Source organism: Streptomyces sp. NPDC020780 (genome assembly GCF_044334475.1).
In the GTDB taxonomy this organism is placed as follows: Bacteria; Actinomycetota; Actinomycetes; order Streptomycetales; family Streptomycetaceae; genus Streptomyces.
Map to the genome: position 1 here is coordinate 343,012 of NZ_JBIRTB010000006.1, position 21,232 is coordinate 364,243.

Consider the following 21,232-nt stretch of genomic DNA (forward strand, 5'->3'; position numbering starts at 1 on the left):
AATGGCACGTGCGGTCGGCATCGACCTGGGCACGACTAACTCCGTCGTCAGCGTTCTCGAAGGCGGCGAGCCCACCGTCATCACCAACGCCGAAGGCGCCAGGACCACGCCGTCCGTCGTCGCCTTCGCGAAGAACGGCGAGGTGCTCGTCGGCGAGGTCGCCAAGCGTCAGGCGGTCACGAACGTCGACAGGACGATCCGTTCGGTCAAGCGCCACATGGGCACTGACTGGAAGATCGAGCTCGACGGCAAGAACTTCAACCCGCAGCAGATGAGCGCCTTCATCCTGCAGAAGCTGAAGCGCGACGCCGAGGCGTACCTGGGCGAGAAGGTCACCGACGCGGTGATCACCGTTCCGGCGTACTTCAACGACTCCGAGCGTCAGGCGACGAAGGAGGCCGGCGAGATCGCGGGCCTGAACGTCCTGCGCATCGTCAACGAGCCGACGGCCGCCGCGCTGGCGTACGGGCTCGACAAGGACGACCAGACGATCCTCGTCTTCGACCTCGGTGGCGGCACCTTCGACGTGTCCCTCCTGGAGATCGGCGACGGCGTCGTCGAGGTGAAGGCCACCAACGGTGACAACCACCTCGGTGGCGACGACTGGGACCAGCGCGTCGTCGACTACCTGGTGAAGCAGTTCGCCAACGGGCACGGCGTGGACCTGTCCAAGGACAAGATGGCTCTCCAGCGTCTCCGCGAGGCCGCGGAGAAGGCGAAGATCGAGCTCTCGTCCTCGACCGAGACCACGATCAACCTGCCCTACATCACGGCGTCGGCCGAGGGCCCGCTGCACCTGGACGAGAAGCTCACGCGCTCGCAGTTCCAGCAGCTCACCGCGGACCTCCTGGACCGCTGCAAGAACCCGTTCCACAACGTCATCAAGGACGCGGGCATCCAGCTCTCCGAGATCGACCACGTCGTTCTCGTCGGCGGCTCGACCCGTATGCCGGCCGTCGCCGAGCTCGTCAAGGAGCTCACGGGCGGCCAGGACGCCAACAAGGGTGTGAACCCGGACGAGGTCGTCGCCATCGGCGCCTCGCTCCAGGCCGGTGTCCTCAAGGGCGAGGTCAAGGACGTCCTGCTCCTCGACGTGACCCCGCTGTCCCTCGGCATCGAGACCAAGGGAGGGATCATGACCAAGCTCATCGAGCGCAACACCACGATCCCGACCAAGCGTTCCGAGATCTTCACGACGGCCGAGGACAACCAGCCGTCCGTGCAGATCCAGGTCTACCAGGGCGAGCGCGAGATCGCGGCGTACAACAAGAAGCTCGGCATGTTCGAGCTCACCGGCCTGCCGCCGGCCCCGCGGGGCGTGCCGCAGATCGAGGTCGCGTTCGACATCGACGCCAACGGCATCATGCACGTCGCCGCCAAGGACCTCGGCACCGGCAAGGAGCAGAAGATGACCGTCACCGGTGGCTCCTCGCTGCCGAAGGACGAGGTCAACCGGATGCGCGAAGAGGCCGAGCAGTACGCCGACGAGGACCACCGCCGTCGTGAGGCCGCCGAGTCCCGCAACCAGGGCGAGCAGCTCGTCTACCAGACGGAGAAGTTCCTCAAGGACAACGAGGACAAGGTCCCCGGCGACGTGAAGACGGAGGTGGAGACCGCGCTCACCGAGCTGAAGGAGAAGCTCAAGGGCGAGGACACCGCCGAGATCCGTACGGCTACCGAGAAGGTCGCGGCCGTCTCCCAGAAGCTGGGCCAGGCGATGTACGCCAACACCCAGACCGAGGGTGCGACGCCGGGCGCCGGGGCGCCGGGTGACGGCCAGGCCAAGGCCGACGACGACGTCGTCGACGCCGAGATCGTGGACGACGAGAAGGACCAGAAGGGCGGTGCGGCGTGACCGAGGAGACTCCGGGCTTCGAGGAGAAGCCTGACGTCCCCTCCGGCGCCAACTCCGACGACGCCGAACCGACGGCCGCCACCCCCTCCGAGGAGGAGGCGGCGGCCCCGGCCGGGGACGTACAGCAGACAGTGGCCCTGACAGCTCAGCTGGACCAGGTCCGCACCGCGCTCAACGAGCGCACGGGCGACCTGCAGCGGCTCCAGGCCGAGTACCAGAACTACCGTCGCCGTGTGGAGCGCGACCGGGTCCAGGTCAAGGAGGTCGCGGTCGCGGGCCTGCTGTCCGAGCTCCTGCCCGTGCTCGACGACGTCGGGCGCGCCCGGGACCACGGCGAGCTCGTCGGCGGCTTCAAGTCGGTGGCCGAATCCCTGGAGACGGTCGTCGCGAAGCTGGGACTCCAGCAGTTCGGCAAGGAGGGCGAGCCCTTCGACCCGACGATCCACGAGGCCCTGATGCACTCGTACGCGCCGGACGTCACGGAGACGACCTGCGTGGCGATCCTGCAGCCGGGGTACCGCATCGGGGAGCGCACGATCCGCCCCGCGCGGGTGGCCGTGGCGGAGCCGCAGCCGGGTGCCACGCCCGCGGCGGCCAAGGAAGAGAAGGCAGACGACGAGGAGAGCGGTGGCACCGAAGAGGTCTGACATCACGTCCGACCACTGCGGTGCACACCGACGGGGCGTGCGGCCGGCCGACTGGCCGGCCGCACGGCCGATCGTCCGGAAGGAGGGACGTCGATGAGCACGAAGGACTTCGTCGAGAAGGACTACTACAAGGTTCTCGGCGTCCCCAAGGACGCCACCGACGCCGAGGTGAAGAAGGCGTACCGGAAGCTCGCCCGCGAGTTCCACCCGGACGCCAACAAGGGCGACTCCAAGGCTGAGGAGCGCTTCAAGGAGATCTCCGAGGCGAACGACGTCCTCGGTGACCCCAAGAGGCGCAAGGAGTACGACGAGGCGCGCGCCCTGTTCGGCAACGGGGGCTTCCGGGCGGGTCCCGGTGGTGCGGGCGGCAACTTCAACTTCGACCTGGGCGACCTCTTCGGGGGAGCGCCCGGGGGCGGCGGTCAGGGCGGCGCCGGTGGGTTCGGCGGTGGTGGCCTGGGCGACGTCTTCGGCGGACTGTTCAACCGGGGCGGTGCGGGCACCCGTGTCCAGCCCCGCCGCGGCCAGGACATCGAGTCCGAGGTGACCCTCAGCTTCACGGAGGCCGTCGACGGGGCCACGGTCCCGCTCCGGATGTCCAGCCAGGCCCCCTGCAAGGCATGTTCGGGCACCGGAGACAAGAACGGCACTCCGAGGGTCTGCCCGACCTGTGTCGGTACCGGGCAGGTGTCGCGCGGGACCGGCGGCGGATTCTCGCTCACGGACCCCTGCGTGGACTGCAAGGGCCGCGGCCTCATCGCGCAGGACCCCTGCGACGTCTGCAAGGGCAGTGGCCGGGCGAAGTCGGCGCGCACCATGCAGGTGCGGATCCCTGCGGGCGTCCTGGACGGGCAGCGGATCAGGCTGCGCGGCAAGGGCAGCCCCGGCGAGCGCGGCGGCCCGGCCGGTGACCTCTACGTCGTCGTCCACGTCGGCGCCCATCCGGTCTTCGGCCGCAAGGGCGACAACCTCACGGTCACCGTGCCCGTCACCTTCGTGGAGGCGGCGCTCGGCGGTGAGGTGAAGGTGCCCACGCTCGGCGGACCGCCCGTCACCCTGAAACTCCCGCCCGGCACGCCGAACGGGCGTACGATGCGGGCCCGCGGAAAGGGTGCCGTGCGCAAGGACGGGACCAGGGGCGACCTGCTGGTCACCGTCGAGGTCTCCGTACCCGGCGACCTCGGCGCGGAGGCTCAGGAGGCCCTGGAGGCCTACCGGAAGGCGACCGCGGGGGAGGACCCGCGGGCGGAGCTGTTCCAGGCTGCGAAGGGAGCTTGAGATGGACGGCCGTCGACGTAATCCGTACCAGCTGACGGACGAATCACCTGTCTACGTGATCTCGATCGCGGCCCAGCTCTCGGGCCTGCATCCGCAGACGCTGCGGCAGTACGACCGTCTCGGCCTGGTCTCGCCCGACCGTACGCCAGGGCGCGGCCGGCGTTACTCCGCACGGGACATCGAGCTGCTGCGCACGGTGCAGCAGCTGTCGCAGGACGAGGGCATCAACCTCGCGGGCATCAAGCGCATCATCGAGCTGGAGAACCAGGTCGCCGCGCTCCAGCAGCGTGTCGCCGAGCTCTCGGCGGCCGTGGACGGCGCGGCCGTGGCCATGCAGCAGCGCGAGGCCCAGGTGCACGCCTCCTACCGGCGCGACCTCGTCCCGTACCAGGACGTGCAGCAGGCCGGTGCGCTGGTGGTCTGGCGGCCCAAGAGGCCGAAGGACTGAGACGGCCGGACAGGGCCCGCCCCCGGGGTTTCACGACCCGGGGGCGGGCCCTGTCCGCGTGGGGGCCGGAGTGCGGCGGGGAGCCGCCCGTACGGCTCGCAGGACGGCCTCCGGCCGCTTCCGTGGTGCCGGAGCCCTCAGGGGTCAGGCGTCCTGGTCCAGGATCCCCGAACGGGCGATCAGGTAGCCGAGCTGGGCGCGGCTCGTGCTGCCGAGGGTGGCCGACAGTTTGGCCACATGGGCCCGGCAGGTGCGGACGTTCATGCCGAGGCGGCGGGCGATGGAGTCGTCCACGTGTCCCTCGACGAGGAGTTGGGCGATGGAGCGCTGAACACCGCTGATGCCCGCGGGAGTCGGCTCGTACTTGATCTCTTCGAGCAGCGGGGCCGCCCTGGTCCAGAGCTGTTCGAAGACCTTGGCGAGGTACTCGACCAGGCCGGGGTGCCGTAGCTCCAGGGCGACCATGCGGTCGTCCTGGGCGGGTATGAAAGCGACGGTGCGGTCGAAGACGATCAGGCGTTCGATGAGTTCTTCGAGGGTGCGTATCTCCACGTGGTCGCCGGCCATGCGCTCGGCATAGGCGAGCGTGCTCTGGCTGTGGCGCGCGGTGTGCTGGTAAAGCGTGCGTATCCTGACGCCGCGGTGCACGACCGACAGCCCGCGCTCCAGGGACTTGCTGAGGCTGTCCTCGGGCCTCCCGCCGCCCGGCTGGACCGTGAGGACCTCGGAGCGGCATTCGGCGGTCGCCAGGTCCAGGGACGCGTTGATCCGGTTGACGCCCTCCAGCACGGTGATGGCGTGCGTGGTCGAGGGGCCCTGGGCGCTGATGTCCATGAACGGCTCGAAACACTCGGCCAGCGCCAAGGAATGCCGCCGCCGTTCCTGGATCTCGCGCTCGATGGGATGCATGTGCTGGGCCAGGACCGCCGACGGGGCGACCGGGCGGAGCCAGTCCGTGGCGTCGGGATCGGGATGCAGGAGGGCGAACTCGATCAGGCAGGGGGCTGGTTCGACCTCGGCGCGGGCGATCCGCCCGGTACGCAACGCGATGGCGTAAAGGCGCACTCCGTCTTCACACAGATCGGCGATCCCATGAGGATGTACCGGTTTTGCGGTACTTGCGCCCATATCTCCACCCCCCAGCTTCCTGCTCTTACAGGAACATGATGCATCGACTCGGTGGTGTTCGAGTGCCCAGGTGAGACATCGTCTTCAGTGCGGGGGAGAAGAATCCACAAGTGAGGACGAAGCCGACTATGTACAAGCGAATGCTTCGCTCGGCGCTTGCCGCCTCGTTCGTCGCGGCCATGGGTTTCGGGCTGTCGAGCGCGGGCGACATCGGCTGGAGCAGCGAGGCGGCTGCTGCGCCGGGTGACATCGGCTGGAACGTGCAGGCAGCAGCGCCCAAGGACATCGGCTGGATCGCTCCCCAGGGTGGCCAGGGGGACATCGGCTGGAACGCCCAGGGCGACATCGGCTGGAACGCTCCGGCTCGCACAGTCGCATGACCACCCCTCCGGACGACCGCACCTTCCGGCGGGAGATGGCTACGGCGTATCGGTCAGGGTGGCACTTCATCGATCTGCTCACGGCCCTCACCCGCCAGGGCGATTCGTTGATGGTCACCCTGTTCGGAGAGCCGATCGTCGTCGTGATGGAAACGGATGAGGACATCCGCGCCTATCGATGCCTCCGTCGGCCCCGGGGGGCTCCGCAACCGGTTCGCTGTGCCGTGAGGTACGGCATGATTTTCGTCAATCTCGATCAGCGCGACCACGAGCTGTTCGAACAAGAAGCCATTTCCGCCACCCCCCGCAGTGCCTGAACGATTCCCCCGTCGTTCCATATCGTTCAGGCGCTTCCCCCACACAACGGCGCCATCGTGACCTGAACACGGTGGCGCCGTTGTGCTGCCCGGAACCGGAAACCGGGTCCGGGCGGGTAAGGGAAGGGAAAAGGAAAAGAAAAGTGCGGCGGAAAGTGAAAGGCCGCAGGAAAGACGGAGCGAAGACGTTCAGCCCCTTCCGAGCGCCCTGTCCACGGCGATCTCGATGACGACCCGGTCCGGGTTCGGCCTCGGCGTGCGCTCGTACCGCTCCGCGTAGCGGCGTACGGCGTCGTCCACCTCGCCGGGCTCCGTGCGGACCACCGCGCGGCCCTCCAGGGTCGCCCAGCGGCGCCCCTGCATCTGGCAGACCGCGACCCGTGCCCCCTCCGGGCCGGCCGCCAGGACGTGGGCGACCTTCCGGCTGTGCCCGTCGGTGATGACGCGCGCCGTCAGCGTCTCGGGGTCGTACGTCACGCCGACCGGCACCACGTGCGGTGTCCCGTCGGGCCGCGGCGTCGTCAGCGTGCACACGTGGCGCTCCCGCCAGAAGGCGAGGTACTCGGGTCCGGGGTTGCGTACATCAGGCATGGGGTCAGCCTAGGTACAGGGGACACGAAGGGCCACGGCGGAGGCGACGGTTCAGGCTTGAGTGGAATAGACTCAACTTTGTACTCGTTGTGAGAGTCATAGTTGCCAGGCCGGATACACCAGCACGAGGAGGAGACAGCGCCCGTGGACGCCGAGCTGACCAACAAGAGCCGGGACGCCCTCAACGCGGCCACCAGCAGGGCCGTCAAGGACGGGCACCCCGATCTGACCCCCGGACACCTGTTGCTCGCACTGCTCGCCGGTGAGGACAACGCGAACATCACCGACCTGCTGGCCGCCGTCGAGGCCGACCAGGTGGCCGTGCGTACGGAGGCCGAACGGCTCCTCGGCGCGCTGCCGAGTGTCACCGGGTCGACCGTGGCGCCGCCCCAGCCCAGTCGTGACCTGCTCGCCGTGCTCGCCGACGCTGACCAGCGGGCCAAGGAGCTCGGGGACGACTACCTCTCCACCGAGCACCTGCTGATCGCCATCGCCGCGAAGGGCGGCCGCGCGGGTGAGATCCTCGACGGACAGGGAGCCGGCGCCGAGAAGCTGCTGGACGCGTTCGAGAAGAGCAGGGGAGGGCGCCGGGTGACCACTCCCGACCCCGAGGGCCAGTACAAGGCCCTGGAGAAGTTCGGCACCGACTTCACGGCCGCCGCGCGTGAGGGCAAGCTGGACCCGGTCATCGGCCGGGACCAGGAGATCCGCCGCGTCGTGCAGGTGCTGTCGCGCAGGACCAAGAACAATCCGGTGCTCATCGGCGAGCCCGGCGTCGGCAAGACGGCCGTCGTCGAGGGTCTCGCCCAGCGCATCGTCAAGGGTGACGTCCCCGAGTCCCTCAGGAACAAGCGGCTCGTCTCCCTGGACCTCGGTGCGATGGTCGCGGGCGCCAAGTACCGCGGTGAGTTCGAGGAGCGCCTCAAGACCGTCCTCTCCGAGATCAAGGAGAGCGACGGCCAGATCATCACGTTCATCGACGAGCTGCACACCGTGGTCGGCGCGGGCGCCGGCGGTGACTCGGCGATGGACGCGGGCAACATGCTCAAGCCGATGCTCGCCCGCGGTGAGCTCCGCATGGTCGGCGCCACCACGCTGGACGAGTACCGCGAGCGCATCGAGAAGGACCCCGCCCTGGAGCGCCGGTTCCAGCAGGTCCTGGTCGCCGAACCGTCCGTCGAGGACACCATCGCGATCCTGCGCGGCCTCAAGGGCCGCTACGAGGCCCACCACAAGGTGCAGATCGCGGACTCCTCGCTGGTGGCCGCCGCGACCCTCTCCGACCGCTACATCACCTCCCGCTTCCTCCCCGACAAGGCCATCGACCTGGTCGACGAGGCGGCTTCCCGGCTCCGTATGGAGATCGACTCCTCGCCCCTGGAGATCGACGAGCTCCAGCGCGCCGTCGACCGCCTGCACATGGAGGAACTGGCCCTGAAGAACGAGTCCGACGAGGGTTCCAAGCAGCGGCTGGCGAAGATCCGCCGCGACCTCGCGGACAAGGAGGAGGAGCTGCGCGGCCTGACCGCCCGCTGGGAGAAGGAGAAGCAGGGCCTCAACCGCGTGGGTGAGCTCAAGGAACGTCTCGACGACCTGCGGGGTCAGGCCGAGCGCGCCCAGCGCGACGGCGACTTCGACACCGCCTCCAAGCTGCTGTACGGGGAGATCCCCGGCCTGGAGCGAGAGCTGGCCGAGGCGGCCGAGGCCGAGGCCGAGCAGGAGGCCGCCAAGGACACCATGGTCAAGGAGGAGGTCGGCCCGGACGACATCGCCGACGTCGTCGGCGCCTGGACCGGCATCCCGGCCGGGCGGCTCCTGGAGGGCGAGACCCAGAAGCTGCTGCGCATGGAGTCCGAGCTGGGCAGGCGGCTGATCGGCCAGACGGAGGCCGTGCGCTCCGTCTCGGACGCGGTCCGGCGCACCCGTGCGGGGATCGCCGACCCGGACCGGCCCACCGGATCGTTCCTCTTCCTCGGACCGACCGGTGTCGGCAAGACCGAGCTGGCGAAGGCGCTGGCGGACTTCCTGTTCGACGACGAGCGGGCCATGGTCCGCATCGACATGAGCGAGTACGGGGAGAAGCACAGCGTCGCCCGTCTCGTCGGTGCCCCGCCCGGCTACGTCGGCTACGAGGAGGGCGGCCAGCTCACCGAGGCGGTGCGCCGCCGTCCGTACAGCGTCGTCCTGCTGGACGAGGTGGAGAAGGCCCACCCCGAGGTCTTCGACGTCCTGCTCCAGGTACTGGACGACGGCCGGCTCACCGACGGGCAGGGCCGGACGGTGGACTTCCGCAACACCATCCTGGTCCTGACCTCGAACCTGGGCAGTCAGTTCCTGGTCGACCCGCTGACCGAGCCCGAGGTGAAGAAGGAGCAGGTCCTGGAGGTCGTGCGGGCCTCGTTCAAACCGGAGTTCCTCAACCGGCTGGACGACCTGGTCGTCTTCTCCGCCCTGTCCGGTGACGAGCTGGCCCATATCGCGGGCCTCCAGATCGGCCGCCTCGCAGGCCGGCTGGCCGACCGCAGGATCACTCTCGACGTCACCCCGGACGCACTGGCCTGGCTCGCCGTGGAGGGCAACGACCCGGCGTACGGCGCCCGGCCCCTGCGCCGGCTGATCCAGACCGCGATCGGTGACCGGCTCGCGAAGGAGATCCTCGCGGGCGAGGTCAAGGACGGTGACACGGTCCGGGTGGACCGGGCCGGAGACGGGCTGACCGTGGGAGCCGCGCCGGCGGCGAAGAAGCTCTGAGGGCGGCCCTCAAGGAGCCGCGGCGGCGGCGAAGGGCCCGCTGGACCGGGCCCGGTGTCCCCCCGGCCGGACGTTCGCGTTCCGGCCGGGGGGACACGTGTGTGCGCGGTCCGCCCGCAATCATGCGTGCATGCGGCACGCACCGCCTGACGGGCAGCCCCCGAAATCGAGCCGAAATCTCTCGCTCGGTGGCCGAATTGAAGGAGGAGGCGTTCGTGGATGTCGCCGCACTTTGTATCCCGGCCATACATATTTCCCTCCTTGCTCGGAGCCGGATCCGTTCCCGCGCGGGTGATCGGGCCCCGCTCGATATCAGGACACTCCGGACTCTTTTCCTTCCTTACGAGCGCAGCGTTCCTGAATTCGGAAACCGGTAAGGTGCGGGCATGAAGGAGCGGATACCCGGTGAGGCGGACGCGGAGCCGAAGGATTGCAGAAGTGACAGTCTTATTCGCCGAAGCGAATTCCGTACTCTGTGGGCGGCTTTCGCTCAGTCGGTCCTGGGTGACCAGCTGGCCCGGGTGGCGCTCTCCCTGCTGGTTTTCGAACGCACCGACTCGGCGGGCTGGACCGCGGCGGCCTACGCCCTGACGAGCCTGCCCGCCCTGCTGTCCGGAGTGCTCCTGACCGGACTGGCGGACCGTTTCCCCCGGCGCACCGTCATGATCGGCTGCGACCTGGTCCGTGCCGTCCTCGTCGGGCTGATGGCCCTGCCCGGTACGCCACTGCCGCTGCTGGCCGCCCTGCTGGTGCTGGCACAGCTCGCCGAGGCTCCGTTCGGCGCCTCGCAGGGCGCCCTGATGCCGGCTGTGCTCGGCACCCGCCTGTACGAGCGGGGGCAGCGGGTCATGCTCATCACCCACCAGGCCGGGCAGCTCGTCGGCTTCGCCGTCGGCGGGGTCCTCGTGGTGTGGCTGGGCAGCCACGTCTCCCTGGGACTGAACGCGGTCACGTTCCTGGTCTCCGCCCTCCTGATCCGGCTGGGAGTGAAGGCGCGGCCCGTGGACGAGAGCGCCGACGCCCGGCCCAAGCGGATGAGCGCGCAGGTCGGCAGCGCCGCCGCGCTGATCTGGTCGGACCCCCGGCTGCGCTCCCTCGTCGCGCTCGGCTGGCTGGCGGGGTTCATCGTGCTCCCGGAGGGCCTGGCCGCCCCCTTCGCGGAGGAGGCCGGCGGGAGCGCCGCGTCGGTGGGACTCCTGCTGGCCGCGCACCCCGCGGGCATGGTCGTCGGCGCCGCCCTCCTGGGGCGGGCGGCCGTCGGCGCGGAACGCCGCAGGCAGCTGCTCGGGCCGCTTGCGGTGGGCTCGAACGTTCCGCTGCTCGTCTACTGGGCGGACCCCGCCGTGGGGCCCGCCCTGCTGGTGCTGCTGGTGTCGGGCATCTGTTCCGCGTACCAGATCACCGCCGGAGCCACCTTCGTCCTGCTCACCCCGGCCGGCCAGCGCGGTCAGGCCCTGGGGCTGGCGAGGTCGGGACTGACCGCCATGCAGGGGATCGGTGTCGCGGCGGGGGGCTTGGCGGCGGAGCTGTCCGGGTCCTCCGCCCGGACGATCGGCGGGGCGGGCCTCGTCGGGACGATCTGCGCGATCGCCGTCGCGGTCTCCTGGGCGCGGGCCCGGGAGACGAGCGCGGGGACGATTCCCCTGAGCGCGTAGGACTACCGGCCGCGAGGGCGGCTAGGGTCGACGGCAGGAAACCACGAGCGATCCACAGGAGTACCCAGCGATGTCTATCGACCCGTCCTCGATCCCCAACTTCGGCGGCCAGCCCGAGCCGCAGGCGGCAGGACCCGAGGGTCCCGTGGTCCCGGACCAGGACCTCGTCAAGCAGCTCCTCGAGCAGATGGAGCTGAAGTACGTCGTCGACGACGAGGGCGACCTCGCCGCGCCGTGGGAAGAGTTCCGCACGTACTTCATGTTCCGCGGCGAGGAGGAGCAGCAGGTCTTCTCGGTGCGTACGTTCTACGACCGCCCGCACGCCCTGGACCGGCGTCCCGAGCTCCTCGACGCGATCGACGACTGGAACCGCCGCACGCTGTGGCCCAAGGTCTACACCCACTCCCACGAGGGCGAGGAGGGTGCGGCGGCCTCCGTCCGGCTGATCGGTGAGGCGCAGATGCTCATCGGTACCGGCGTCAGCCTGGAGCACTTCGTCTCCTCGACGGTCAGCTGGGTCCGGGCCTCCATCGAGTTCGACAAGTGGCTCGTGGAGCGTCTGGGCCTGGAGCCCGGCGAGAAGAAGACCGAGGGCGAGGGCACCGAGCAGTCCACCGAGGGCTGACCCGGGAACGGCGCGCCGGTCCGGCACGGTGCCCGGCCGAGCACGTACCGAGGGCCCGGTCCGGGCGGTGGTCGTCGTGACCGCCGCCCGGGGCCGGGCCCTCGCGCGCGCCGCGCGGGTCAGTGCGCGGCGAGGCTCTTCAGCCGGGTGACCGCCTCGGCGAGCACGTCCGCGCGCTTGCAGAACGCGAAGCGGACGAACGGCGCGCCCTGGTCCCGGTGGTCGTAGAACACGGCGTTCGGAATGGCCACCACCCCGCACCGTCCGGGCAGTTCGCGGCAGAACGCGAAGCCGTCCCGCCCGCCGCCGAGCGGACGGATGTCGGTGGTGACGAAGTAGGTGCCCGCGGGCCGGAAGACCCCGAAGCCGGCCTCGGCGAGGCCGCTGCTCAGCAGGTCGCGCTTGGCCCGCAGATCCGCACGCAGGCCGTCGAAGTAGTTGCCCGGCAGCCGCAGGGCCTCGGCGACGGCGTACTGGAGCGGCCCGCCGGAGACGTACGTCAGGAACTGCTTGACGGAGCGCACGGCGGTGACCAGGTCCTGGCTCGCGGTGATCCAGCCGACCTTCCAGCCGGTGAACGAGAACGTCTTGCCGGCGCTGCTCACGGTAACCGTGCGCTCCCGCATGCCGGGGAAGGACGCCAGCGGGATGTGCTCGCCCTCGAAGACCACGTGCTCGTACACCTCGTCGGTGATGACGAGGAGATCGCGATCGCAGGCGAGTTCGGCGACGGCCGCCAGTTCGGCCCGGGTCAGGACGGTGCCCGTGGGGTTGTGCGGGGTGTTGAGGAGGATCAGCCGGGTCCGCGGGGTGACGGCGGCGCGGAGCTCGTCGAGGTCCAGCACGTAGCCGTCCTCGTGCGGGCGCAGCGTGACGGGGACCCTGGTCCCGCCCGCCATGGCGATGCAGGCGGCGTACGAGTCGTAGTAGGGCTCGAGGGCGATGACCTCGTCGCCGGGCTCCAGGAGGGCCAGCAGCGCGGCGGCGACGGCCTCGGTGGCGCCCGTGGTGACCAGGACCTCCGTGTCGGGGTCGTACGTCAGGCCGTACCACCGCTGCTGGTGCTCCGTGATCGCGGTACGCAGCTCGGGGACGCCGGGGCCCGGGGGGTACTGGTTCCCGTGCCCGGCGCGCAGGGCGCGGACCGCGGCCTCGCGGACCTCATCGGGGCCGTCGGTGTCGGGGAAGCCCTGCCCGAGGTTGATCGAGCCGGTCCGTACGGCCAGCGCCGACATCTCCGCGAAGATCGTCGTACCGAACGCGGCGAGGCGGCGGTTGAGCAGCGGTCGTCCCTGCGGTCCCTGTGTCATGGACGCCATCCTGTGCCGAAGCTCTGGACTTGCTCAAGTCCGCTTTGGCTCCCGCGGGGCATGGGAATCTCCCGGTCAGTCGAGAAGCGGGGACCTCGCTTCGGGGGAGAGAAGGACGTGAGGTCGATGGCCTTGTTCATCGGGGTGGCCGTGGTGGTGGTCGTGGTCGTGGGACTGATCGCGCTCGTCGCGGGCGCGGGACGCAGAGGGGACCCGCTGGCGGGCCGCAGCGGGCGTGGCAGCCGGCGCGGATCGGGTGGGGACGGTGGCGGAGGCTCCGACGGGGGCAGCTGGTGGAGCGGTGACAGCGGCACCGGTCACTCCGGCGGCCACTCGTGCGGGGGCGGCGGCCACTCGTGCGGCGGTGGGGGCGGCTGCGGGGGCGGGGGCGACTGAACCGCGCCTTCCGTTCCTGCCCGCCCTCCCAGGACGGGCTCAGGTGCCCGACGGGACGAACTCCCGCCGGGCACCTCTTTGTTGGGCCGCACAGGGAACAACTGAACCGTGCTGTCCCCTGAGGGATGGAAACCACGGCAAGTTGGGTAAAAACACTGCGGGTAGGGGTACTTCATGATTCCCTCGTCGGAGAGAACATTCAGCCCTCGGACCCGAGTTGGGCCGGATCGGGTGTTCCCCTCCCCCACGTGCACCGCACCGCCGCACCGGGGGCGCCTCCTGTCCACGTGTCCATGTGTGTTTGCGGAGCCGACCCATGCTCACGACCCTCCAGACCGCCTATTCCGATACCCGCGCCGCCGATCTGGCCTGGACCCTGGGGTGCGGGCCGCTGCCCGCCCTCGCCGTGCTCGACCTCCGGCTCGCCGGCGCCGACCTGCAGCTCAGGCTGCTCGGCGCCTCCCATCAGGTACTGCTGGAGGAGGAGCGCGGGACGTGCTCCGAGACCGTCGCCTGCATGCCCGGCAGCAGCACGCCCCTGCCCCTCGGTGTCGCCGAGCGGCTGGGGGACTGGGAGTACGAGTTCGCGGCACGCGTCGAAACGCTCTCCGAAGGCTCGTTCGCGGGGCGCGCCCAGGAGTTGCTCGCCCTGGTGGCCGACCACCCGCACGGCCTCGCCGGCACCTTCCCCGGCAGCCCGTACGCCTTCACGGCGATGCTGGCGCAGAGTGCGGAGGGCCAGGTGCGGTGGCGTACGTGGCACGCGTACCCGCAGGAGGGGCAGTTGGTGGTCACCCGCACCCGGGTGGGCGTACGCGCGGCGGCGCCGGTGTCATGAGTGGGGTGTCATGAGGGGGCGGAAGGGCGAGGGTGCGGTGCGGAGCCGTGCGCGATCGCCGTATTTGCACCCGTGTGGGTGACAAGGAGCGACCTTTCCGTCACGTAGCGTCTTTTTCATGATCGACCACGAGGTGTCGCAGCGAGGGAGCGCGGCGCGGCTTCCGGTGCGGCCCAGGACCGGCCGCTTCCTGGTGCTGGCCGTGGTCTTCATCTGTGCCGCGTGCGGGCTGGTGTACGAGCTGGAGCTCCTCGCCCTGGCCTCCTACCTCGTCGGCGACTCGGTCACGCAGGCTTCCGTGGTGCTCTCCGTGATGGTGTTCGCGATGGGCCTGGGCTCGCTGCTCGCGAAACGTCTACGCGGCCGTGCCGCCGTCGGATTCGGGCTGATCGAGGCGGCCCTGGCCCTGGTCGGCGGCGCCTCGGCGCTCGTCCTGTACGCCTCCTTCGCGTGGCTGGGGGAGTCGCGATACGCGCTGGTCGGGTTCTCACTGGCCATCGGTGTCCTGATCGGGGCGGAGATCCCCCTGCTGATGACGCTGATCCAGCGGGTGGACCGGCAGGACGCGGGCGGGGCCGTCGCCGACCTCTTCGCCGCCGACTACGTCGGCGCTCTCGTCGGCGGCCTCGCCTTTCCGTTCCTCCTCCTTCCGCGGATGGGGCAGCTCTCCGGCGCGCTGTTCACCGGCGCCGTCAACGCGGCGGCCGGGGGCGCGCTGGTGCTCTGGGTGTTCCGGCGGGACCTCGCCCCGGGGTCGCGGCGGCTGCTGATCGTCGCCAACGTCACGGTGATCGCCCTGCTGGCCACGGCGTCGGTGCTGGTCGACGACTTCGAGCGGGCTGCGCGGCGCGCGATGTACGGCGCCGAGGTGCGGGTCGCCGTGCGGACCGAGGTGCAGGAGGTCGTCCTGACGGGGGCGGGACACGGCTCGCTCGACCTGTATCTGGACGGCCGGCTCCGGGCCAGCTCCCGCGACGAGTGCCCCCTCCACGAGGCGCTGGTCCACCCGGCGATGAAGGGGGTCCACGGGCGGGTGCTCATCCTGGGCGGCGGCGACGGGCTGGCCGCCCGTGAGGTGCTGCGCTATCGCGACGTGCGGTCCGTCGTCGTGGTCGAACTCGATCCGGGCGTCACCCGGCTGGCCCGTACGGACCCGGCGCTCTCGAAGCTGAACGGGCACGCGTTCGAGGACGCGCGGCTGACGACGGCCACGGCGGACGCGTTCACCTGGCTCCGGGCCACGCGCGACCGGTACGACGTCGTGATCTCGGACCTGCCCGACCCGCGCGTCACGGCCAGTACGAAGCTCTACTCCGCCGAGTTCTACGGCTTGGTCGCCCGGGTCCTCACTCCGGGCGGGCGGCTGGCGGTGCACGCGGGGGCTCCGGACAGCGTGCGGACGACGTTCTGGACGGTGGAGGCCTCGATACGCGCGGGCGGCCTGGCGACGCGCCCGTACCGCGTCGAGGGGCGGCTCACCGGCCTCGCCGCGGGTCCCGGCCGGGCGGCGGGCGGGCCGGGCACGCCCCACGACTGGGGGTTCGTCCTGGCCGCCCCGCACAGGGTGGGGCGGCTCGGCACCGACCCGCGGGCCCCGGCGCTCCGGTCGCTGGGGGAGCGGGAACTGGCGGCGGCCGGGCGGTCCGCGGAGCGGGTACGGCAGAGGGACGTACCCCCCTCGACGCTGGTGCACCCGCGCTACCGGGAACGGATGTGAGGTGAGGGACGAGAGGGGTCCGTGAGGAGTCACGGGTGTGGAAGCGCTGACGGGACGGCCGGAGCTGAGTAGGCTCGGACGATATGGAGCATGAGGTGTTCGTTCCGGTTCCGGTCGCGTCCCTTCGACGGACGCTGGGTGATCCTGCCCGGGTGGCGCGCTGCGTCCCGGGCTTCCAGCAGGAGGCCGACGCGGCCGCCGGACCGCTGGCGGGCCGGCTGAAGCTCCGGATCGGCGGGCACACGATCACCTACCGCGGGTCGCTGACGCTGCGGCCCTCCGGCACGGGCTTCTCCGTGACGGGGGAAGGGGCGGAAGCCCGGGGCACGGGCTCGGCGCGGCTCGCCCTGACGATCGGCCTCACCGAGTCGGACGGCGGTACGACGATCGGGTTCGCCGGGACGGCGAGCGGCGACGGCCGCATCGTGGACCTGGAGGAGGACGCGGCGCTCGCGGCGGCGCACCGGCTGCTGGACCGGCTGACGCAGCAGCTGGTGACGGAGTCGCTGGCGTCACGGGACGGGGCCGACGCGGCACCGGACCGGGATGCCACGGCGCGGGACGCGGAGGAGCCCGGCGCGGCTTCGGCGGCCGGCGCGACCGGCCGGCCGGCCGCGGACGCGCCGACCGGCGACGCCCCGGTTGCGGAGGCGCCGGCCGGCGATGCCCCGGTTGCGGACGTACCGGAGGACGCACCGCAGGAGGTACCGGCCGAGGAGAAGCCGGCTGCCGGTGCGCCGGCCCCTGGATCACCCGCCGAGGAGCGGCTGTCCGGGGAGCGGCCGTCCGAGGAGGAGCGGCCTTCCGGAGAGCGGCCGTCCGAGGAGGAGCCGGGCAGTGAGTCGGTGTTCGACGCACCCGTGCCGCCGTCCGCGCTCGATCCTGCCGCGGAGCTGGAGTTCACCGTGCCGGACGAGCCGCCGGCCGAGGCCGCGCACGCCCGCCGCACCATGATCGGCCGCAGTACCGAGGAGGTCGACCACGCCCCGCCGCGTGGCCGGTACGCCCCCGTGCCGTCGACCGACACGAGCCCGGCGGGCCTCGCGCTGCGCTGGGCCGCTCCGGCCGCCGCGCTGGCGATCGCCTCGGCCGTCGTCATCGGCCGGGCCCTGCGCCGCCGCCGGTGAGGCCCGGACCGGCGGACGGGCCGGGCCCGTCCTCGCCCCGAGGCTCCGGGGTCCACCGGACCGGCGCCGTGTGCCGATCCGGAGGACGGCGGGTCACCTCCCGGCCGCGCCAGTAGTGTCGTGGGGGTGAGCAGAGCTGAGAAGAGCGTCCGGCTGACCGCCGGCGACGCCGAGTTGACCGTCGACCCCGTCCATGGCTGCCGGATCGGCAGCCTGCGCATCCGAGGCACCGAACTGCTGCGCCAAGGCGAGCGGTACGGCTGCTTCCCGATGGTGCCGTGGTGCGGTCGCACCGAGAACGGCCTCTTCCGCAACGGCGGAGAGCCGCGCCCGCACCAACTGCCTCTGAACTCCCCGCCGCACGCCATTCACGGCACCGGACGCGACACCGTCTGGCAGCTCGCCCGGCAGGACGACGCGGAGGCGGCTTTCTTCTACGACCTGGCCGACCCCTGGCCGTACGAGGGACGGGTGACGCAGTCCTTCGAGCTGACGGAGGACGCACTGACCCTCCGCCTCGGCATCGAGACGTACGGTGACTCCTTCCCGGCGCAGGCCGGTTGGCATCCCTGGTTCCTCCGGAATCTCGGGGGCCAGGACGTGCGGATCGCCTTCGACGCGGCCTGGCAGGAGGAGCGGGGCGACGATCACCTGCCGACCGGCCGGCGTATCGACCCCCGCCCCGGTCCGTGGGACGACTGCTTCGGGATGCCCGACGGCGTCGATGTGAAGCTCACCTGGCCCGAACAGCTCGAACTGACGGTCAGAAGCCGGGACGAGTGGGTCGTGATCTACGACGAGCAGGCCGAGGCGGTCTGTGTGGAGCCGCAGTCCGGACCGCCGAACGGGCTGAACACCACCCCTCGGCTGGTCACACCGATCGACCCCCTGGAGATCGCGGCCACCTGGAGCTGGGTGCGGCTCTGAGCGGCCGCGCGGTACCCGCCGCCTCGGCCGTTACCCTCATGGGCATGACTGACGTACGCGCTGAGCTGCTCCAGCAGATCAAGGACAAGGCCGTGGTGCACGGCAAGGTGACCCTCTCCTCGGGTCTGGAAGCCGACTGGTACATCGACCTGCGCCGGATCACGCTGGACGGCACGGCCGCGCCGCTCGTCGGCCAGGTGATGCTCGACGCCACCGCCGAGCTGGACTACGACTGCGTGGGCGGTCTGACGCTGGGCGCCGACCCGGTCGCCACCTCGATGCTGCACGCCTCCGCCGCACGCGGGAAGAGCCTGGACGCGTTCGTCGTCCGCAAGGCGCAGAAGGCGCACGGCATGCAGCGCCGGATCGAGGGCACGGACGTCAAGGGCCGCCGCTGCCTCGTCGTCGAGGACACCTCGACGACCGGCGGATCGCCGCTGACGGCGGTGGAGGCGGTGCGTGAGGCCGGCGGCGAGGTCGTCGCCGTCGCCGTGATCGTCGAGCGGGGCGCCGCTCCGGCGATCGCCGAGGCGGGACTGCCGTACGTCAACGTCTACTCCGTGGCGGATCTCGACCTGTCCTGACCTGCGGGTTTCCGGGGAGATGCCAGGTTTCACGTGAAACCTGGCCCGCTACCCGACGGGCAGGGCGGAGCCGGGACGAGAGTCTGGGAAGATGGGGGCGACGATGACGTCGCCCCCAGGTCAGGGACCAAGCACTGCACACCCGCACATCCCAAGGAGCGGACAGATGCCCATCGCAACCCCCGAGGTCTACGCCGAGATGCTCGACCGGGCGAAGGCAGGCAAGTTCGCCTACCCGGCCATCAACGTGACGTCGACCCAGACCCTGCACGCTGCGCTGCGCGGCTTCGCGGAGGCGGAGAGCGACGGCATCGTCCAGATCTCCACCGGTGGGGCCGAATTCCTGGGCGGCCAGTACAACAAGGACATGGTGACGGGCGCAGTGGCCCTCGCCGAGTTCGCGCACATCGTCGCCGCCAAGTACGACATCACGGTCGCCCTGCACACCGACCACTGCCCCAAGGACAAGCTGGACGGCTATGTCCGTCCGCTGCTCGAGGTCTCCGCCGAGCGTGTCGCCAAGGGCCTGAACCCGCTGTTCCAGTCCCACATGTGGGACGGTTCGGCCGAGACCCTCGCCGACAACCTGGCCATCGGCCAGGAGCTGCTGGCCAAGGCCGCCGCCGCCAAGATCATCCTCGAGGTCGAGATCACCCCGACCGGTGGCGAGGAGGACGGCGTCACCCATGAGATCAACGACGAGCTGTACACGACCGTCGACGACGCCCTGCGCACCGCCGAGGCGCTCGGCCTGGGCGAGAAGGGCCGCTACCTCCTGGCCGCGTCCTTCGGCAACGTCCACGGCGTCTACAAGCCGGGGAACGTCGTCCTGCGTCCCGAGCTCCTCAAGGACCTCCAGGAAGGCGTCGCGACCACGTACGGCAAGGCAGCCGGCAGCCACCCCTTCGACTTCGTCTTCCACGGCGGCTCGGGCTCCACGGCCGAGGAGATCGCCACCGCGCTGGAGAACGGCGTCGTGAAGATGAACCTCGACACCGACACCCAGTACGCCTTCACCCGCCCGATCGTGGACCACGTGTTCCGCAACTACGACGGCGTCCTCAAGGTCGACGGCGAGGTCGGCAACAAGAAGGTCTACGACCCGCGCAGCTGGGGCAAGTCCGCCGAGGGCGGCATGGCCAAGCGCGTCACGGAGGCCTGCGCCAACCTGCGGTCCTCCGGCACGAAGCTCAAGTAGTACGCCGAGCCCCGCCGGAGCGGGCACGTCAGCCGGAGCGGGCACGAGCGCCCGGCAGGCGGCCTCCGCACCTGAAGAAGCGGGCCCGTACGTCACGGCGTGCGCGTGGGCCCGGTCTCCCGTCACCACGGGAGGCCGGGCCCACGGCCGTACCGGTGAGGAAGGATCTTCCGTGGGCAGGGCCGCGCGCTACGACTTCGACACCGCCGTCGACCGCCGGGGCACCTGGTGCGTCCAGTGGGACGGGGTCGCCGACCGGTTCGGGGTGGACGGTCTGCTGCCGTTCACCATCTCCGACATGGACTTCGCGACCGCACCCGAGGTACTGAGCGCGCTGCGTGCCCGCCTCGACCACGGAGTCCTCGGCTACACCACCTGGCGGCAGGACGACTTCCGCTCGGCCGTCGCGCACTGGTACGCGACCCGGTACGGCACCACGATCGACACCGACCGGCTGGTCTACGGCCCTTCCGTCCTCAGCCAGCTGTCGCAGCTGGTCCGGATGTGGACGCAGAAGGGGGAAGGCGTCGTCGTCCACACGCCCACGTACGACGGCTTCCGCAAGGCGGTCACCGGGCTCGGCCGGGAGCTGCGCGGGGTGCCGCTGGGAGACACCGGGGCGCTGGAGCGGGAGCTCGCCCGCCCCGACGCGAAGGTGCTGGTGCTGTGCTCGCCGCACAACCCGACGGGCCGGGTGTGGACGGAGGCGGAGCTCCGGGAGACGGCCGCGCTCGCGGCCCGTCACGGGGTCGCGGTGATCAGCGACGAGATCCACGCGGACCTCGTCCACGACGGGTACACGCACGTGCCCTGGGTCAGGGTCGCGGGCGACGGTCGCTGGGCGGTCGTCACTTCCGCGTCCAAAGCTTTCAACTTCCCGGCGCTGACCGGGTCCTACGGGCTGATCGGTGATCCGGCCGACCACGCGGAGTTCCTGCGCCGCATGGAGACGGCGGAGGGGCTGGCCTCCCCCGCGGTCCTCTCCCTGACCGCCCACATCGCCGCGTACCGCGAGGGTGCGGCCTGGCTGGACGCGGTGCGGGAGTACACCGCGGGAAACCTCGCCCTGGTCGCGGACCGTCTGAACGGGGCCTTCCCGGAGCTGGGCTGGGAGCCGCCGCAGGCCGGCTACCTGGCGTGGGTGGACATCCGCCCGCTGGGCGTGGACGACGAGGCGCTCCAGCGGGTGCTGATCGAACGGGAGAAGACCGCCATCATGCCGGGGGCGGTGTACGGGGCCCCGGGCTTCCTCCGTCTCAACGTGGGCTGCCCGCGCCGCAAGGCGGAGGCGGGGGTGGCGGCGCTGGTGCGCGCGCTGGGGGCCGTGCACCCGTCGGCCGGGGGCAGGTTCCCGGAGTAGCGTCGCCTGCCCGGAGGGCAGGCCCGGCGGCGTCCGGTCCGTGCGATCGCACGGCGGAGGGTCACCCCCGGTACTGGAGGTGTCGAGGGTGCTCCCGACG

General features: G+C 71.0%; 20 protein-coding genes. 17 read left to right on the top strand and 3 right to left on the bottom strand.

Going from position 1 to position 21,232, the window contains the following annotated elements:
- Position 1 precedes the first annotated feature (1 nt).
- The 4 genes from dnaK (at position 2) to ACH4VO_RS14370 (ending at position 4,228) form a co-directional block, all read left to right on the top strand.
- Positions 2-1,855 carry a molecular chaperone DnaK gene (gene dnaK / locus ACH4VO_RS14355; protein ID WP_360995945.1) on the top strand — a complete coding sequence of 618 codons (1,854 nt, stop codon included), beginning with the start codon at positions 2-4 and terminating at the stop codon, positions 1,853-1,855.
- A complete protein-coding gene (gene grpE, locus ACH4VO_RS14360) occupies positions 1,852-2,502 on the top strand; it encodes a nucleotide exchange factor GrpE (RefSeq protein WP_360995948.1) in 651 nt (216 codons plus the stop codon). Before dnaK ends, grpE begins: the two co-directional genes overlap by 4 nt.
- A 93-nt stretch (positions 2,503-2,595) precedes the next feature.
- The gene (gene dnaJ, locus ACH4VO_RS14365) at positions 2,596-3,780 is read left to right on the top strand and encodes a molecular chaperone DnaJ (RefSeq protein WP_360995951.1); all 1,185 of its coding nucleotides are present in this window, start codon (positions 2,596-2,598) and stop codon (positions 3,778-3,780) included.
- Between the two features lies 1 nt (position 3,781).
- Positions 3,782-4,228 (top strand): heat shock protein transcriptional repressor HspR, encoded by a 447-nt coding sequence (locus ACH4VO_RS14370; RefSeq protein ID WP_360995954.1) that lies wholly within the window; start codon positions 3,782-3,784, stop codon positions 4,226-4,228.
- Positions 4,229-4,372: 144 nt separating this feature from the next.
- On the opposite strand, the gene ACH4VO_RS14375 is transcribed toward ACH4VO_RS14370, so the two are convergent.
- On the bottom strand, positions 4,373-5,356 hold the full coding sequence (locus ACH4VO_RS14375; RefSeq protein WP_360995957.1) for a helix-turn-helix transcriptional regulator: 984 nt from the start codon (positions 5,354-5,356) through the stop codon (positions 4,373-4,375).
- Positions 5,357-5,484: 128 nt separating this feature from the next.
- On the opposite strand from ACH4VO_RS14375, the gene ACH4VO_RS14380 reads away from it, so the two are divergent.
- Positions 5,485-5,736: a 5'-nucleotidase gene (locus ACH4VO_RS14380; protein ID WP_360995960.1), complete on the top strand. Its 252-nt coding sequence runs from the start codon at positions 5,485-5,487 to the stop codon at positions 5,734-5,736.
- Positions 5,733-6,053 (top strand): (2Fe-2S)-binding protein, encoded by a 321-nt coding sequence (locus ACH4VO_RS14385; protein ID WP_069171793.1) that lies wholly within the window; start codon positions 5,733-5,735, stop codon positions 6,051-6,053. The genes ACH4VO_RS14380 and ACH4VO_RS14385 overlap by 4 nt, the downstream gene beginning before the upstream one ends.
- 189 nt (positions 6,054-6,242) lie before the next feature.
- Here the strand turns inward: ACH4VO_RS14385 and ACH4VO_RS14390 are convergent, their stop codons facing one another.
- Positions 6,243-6,644 carry a TIGR03618 family F420-dependent PPOX class oxidoreductase gene (locus ACH4VO_RS14390; RefSeq protein WP_360995962.1) on the bottom strand — a complete coding sequence of 134 codons (402 nt, stop codon included), beginning with the start codon at positions 6,642-6,644 and terminating at the stop codon, positions 6,243-6,245.
- Positions 6,645-6,788: 144 nt separating this feature from the next.
- Between ACH4VO_RS14390 and clpB the strand changes: the two genes are divergently transcribed.
- The 3 genes from clpB to ACH4VO_RS14405 all read left to right on the top strand — a co-directional run bounded on the left by clpB (position 6,789) and on the right by ACH4VO_RS14405 (position 11,675).
- On the top strand, positions 6,789-9,395 hold the full coding sequence (gene clpB / locus ACH4VO_RS14395) for an ATP-dependent chaperone ClpB (protein WP_360995965.1): 2,607 nt from the start codon (positions 6,789-6,791) through the stop codon (positions 9,393-9,395).
- 386 nt (positions 9,396-9,781) lie between these two features.
- Complete coding sequence (locus ACH4VO_RS14400) at positions 9,782-11,050, top strand: MFS transporter (protein WP_360995967.1); 1,269 nt, start codon at positions 9,782-9,784, stop codon at positions 11,048-11,050.
- 70 nt (positions 11,051-11,120) lie between these two features.
- Positions 11,121-11,675 (top strand): YbjN domain-containing protein, encoded by a 555-nt coding sequence (locus ACH4VO_RS14405; protein WP_360995970.1) that lies wholly within the window; start codon positions 11,121-11,123, stop codon positions 11,673-11,675.
- 119 nt (positions 11,676-11,794) lie between these two features.
- Here ACH4VO_RS14405 and ACH4VO_RS14410 read toward each other — a convergent pair whose 3' ends face one another.
- Positions 11,795-12,994 (bottom strand): pyridoxal phosphate-dependent aminotransferase, encoded by a 1,200-nt coding sequence (locus tag ACH4VO_RS14410; RefSeq protein ID WP_398440942.1) that lies wholly within the window; start codon positions 12,992-12,994, stop codon positions 11,795-11,797.
- A 117-nt stretch (positions 12,995-13,111) separates the two neighbouring features.
- Here ACH4VO_RS14410 and ACH4VO_RS14415 point away from each other — a divergent pair, with 117 nt between their 5' ends.
- The 8 genes from ACH4VO_RS14415 (at position 13,112) to ACH4VO_RS14450 (ending at position 21,132) form a co-directional block, all read left to right on the top strand.
- Positions 13,112-13,381, top strand: coding sequence for a hypothetical protein (locus ACH4VO_RS14415; RefSeq protein ID WP_360995976.1), 270 nt, complete (start codon positions 13,112-13,114; stop codon positions 13,379-13,381).
- Between the two features lie 316 nt (positions 13,382-13,697).
- Positions 13,698-14,219, top strand: coding sequence for a DUF2617 family protein (locus ACH4VO_RS14420; RefSeq protein ID WP_360995979.1), 522 nt, complete (start codon positions 13,698-13,700; stop codon positions 14,217-14,219).
- A gap of 118 nt (positions 14,220-14,337) precedes the next feature.
- Entirely contained in the window at positions 14,338-15,936 is a 1,599-nt protein-coding gene (locus ACH4VO_RS14425) for a polyamine aminopropyltransferase (RefSeq protein WP_360995982.1), read from the top strand.
- A gap of 83 nt (positions 15,937-16,019) precedes the next feature.
- The gene (locus ACH4VO_RS14430) at positions 16,020-17,063 is read left to right on the top strand and encodes an SRPBCC domain-containing protein (protein ID WP_360995985.1); all 1,044 of its coding nucleotides are present in this window, start codon (positions 16,020-16,022) and stop codon (positions 17,061-17,063) included.
- Between the two features lie 126 nt (positions 17,064-17,189).
- Positions 17,190-17,990 carry an aldose 1-epimerase gene (locus tag ACH4VO_RS14435; protein ID WP_360995988.1) on the top strand — a complete coding sequence of 267 codons (801 nt, stop codon included), beginning with the start codon at positions 17,190-17,192 and terminating at the stop codon, positions 17,988-17,990.
- 44 nt (positions 17,991-18,034) lie between these two features.
- Complete coding sequence (gene pyrE / locus ACH4VO_RS14440; protein WP_360995991.1) at positions 18,035-18,574, top strand: orotate phosphoribosyltransferase; 540 nt, start codon at positions 18,035-18,037, stop codon at positions 18,572-18,574.
- Positions 18,575-18,740: 166 nt separating this feature from the next.
- Positions 18,741-19,772 (top strand): class II fructose-bisphosphate aldolase, encoded by a 1,032-nt coding sequence (gene fbaA, locus ACH4VO_RS14445; RefSeq protein WP_360995993.1) that lies wholly within the window; start codon positions 18,741-18,743, stop codon positions 19,770-19,772.
- A gap of 172 nt (positions 19,773-19,944) precedes the next feature.
- Positions 19,945-21,132: a MalY/PatB family protein gene (locus tag ACH4VO_RS14450; protein WP_360995996.1), complete on the top strand. Its 1,188-nt coding sequence runs from the start codon at positions 19,945-19,947 to the stop codon at positions 21,130-21,132.
- The last annotated feature ends 100 nt before the right edge of the window (positions 21,133-21,232 follow it).

Coding starts and splice junctions, on each gene's coding strand:
- ACH4VO_RS14425 (WP_360995982.1), top strand. CDS start 14,338: ATGATCGACCACGAGGTGTCGCAGCGAGGGAGCGCGGCGCGGCTTCCG.
- ACH4VO_RS14370 (WP_360995954.1), top strand. CDS start 3,782: ATGGACGGCCGTCGACGTAATCCGTACCAGCTGACGGACGAATCACCT.
- ACH4VO_RS14410 (WP_398440942.1), bottom strand. CDS start 12,994: ATGGCGTCCATGACACAGGGACCGCAGGGACGACCGCTGCTCAACCGC.
- pyrE (WP_360995991.1), top strand. CDS start 18,035: ATGACTGACGTACGCGCTGAGCTGCTCCAGCAGATCAAGGACAAGGCC.
- fbaA (WP_360995993.1), top strand. CDS start 18,741: ATGCCCATCGCAACCCCCGAGGTCTACGCCGAGATGCTCGACCGGGCG.
- ACH4VO_RS14380 (WP_360995960.1), top strand. CDS start 5,485: ATGTACAAGCGAATGCTTCGCTCGGCGCTTGCCGCCTCGTTCGTCGCG.
- ACH4VO_RS14415 (WP_360995976.1), top strand. CDS start 13,112: ATGGCCTTGTTCATCGGGGTGGCCGTGGTGGTGGTCGTGGTCGTGGGA.
- dnaJ (WP_360995951.1), top strand. CDS start 2,596: ATGAGCACGAAGGACTTCGTCGAGAAGGACTACTACAAGGTTCTCGGC.
- ACH4VO_RS14420 (WP_360995979.1), top strand. CDS start 13,698: ATGCTCACGACCCTCCAGACCGCCTATTCCGATACCCGCGCCGCCGAT.
- dnaK (WP_360995945.1), top strand. CDS start 2: ATGGCACGTGCGGTCGGCATCGACCTGGGCACGACTAACTCCGTCGTC.
- ACH4VO_RS14375 (WP_360995957.1), bottom strand. CDS start 5,356: ATGGGCGCAAGTACCGCAAAACCGGTACATCCTCATGGGATCGCCGAT.
- ACH4VO_RS14385 (WP_069171793.1), top strand. CDS start 5,733: ATGACCACCCCTCCGGACGACCGCACCTTCCGGCGGGAGATGGCTACG.
- ACH4VO_RS14405 (WP_360995970.1), top strand. CDS start 11,121: ATGTCTATCGACCCGTCCTCGATCCCCAACTTCGGCGGCCAGCCCGAG.
- ACH4VO_RS14430 (WP_360995985.1), top strand. CDS start 16,020: ATGGAGCATGAGGTGTTCGTTCCGGTTCCGGTCGCGTCCCTTCGACGG.
- ACH4VO_RS14390 (WP_360995962.1), bottom strand. CDS start 6,644: ATGCCTGATGTACGCAACCCCGGACCCGAGTACCTCGCCTTCTGGCGG.
- ACH4VO_RS14400 (WP_360995967.1), top strand. CDS start 9,782: ATGAAGGAGCGGATACCCGGTGAGGCGGACGCGGAGCCGAAGGATTGC.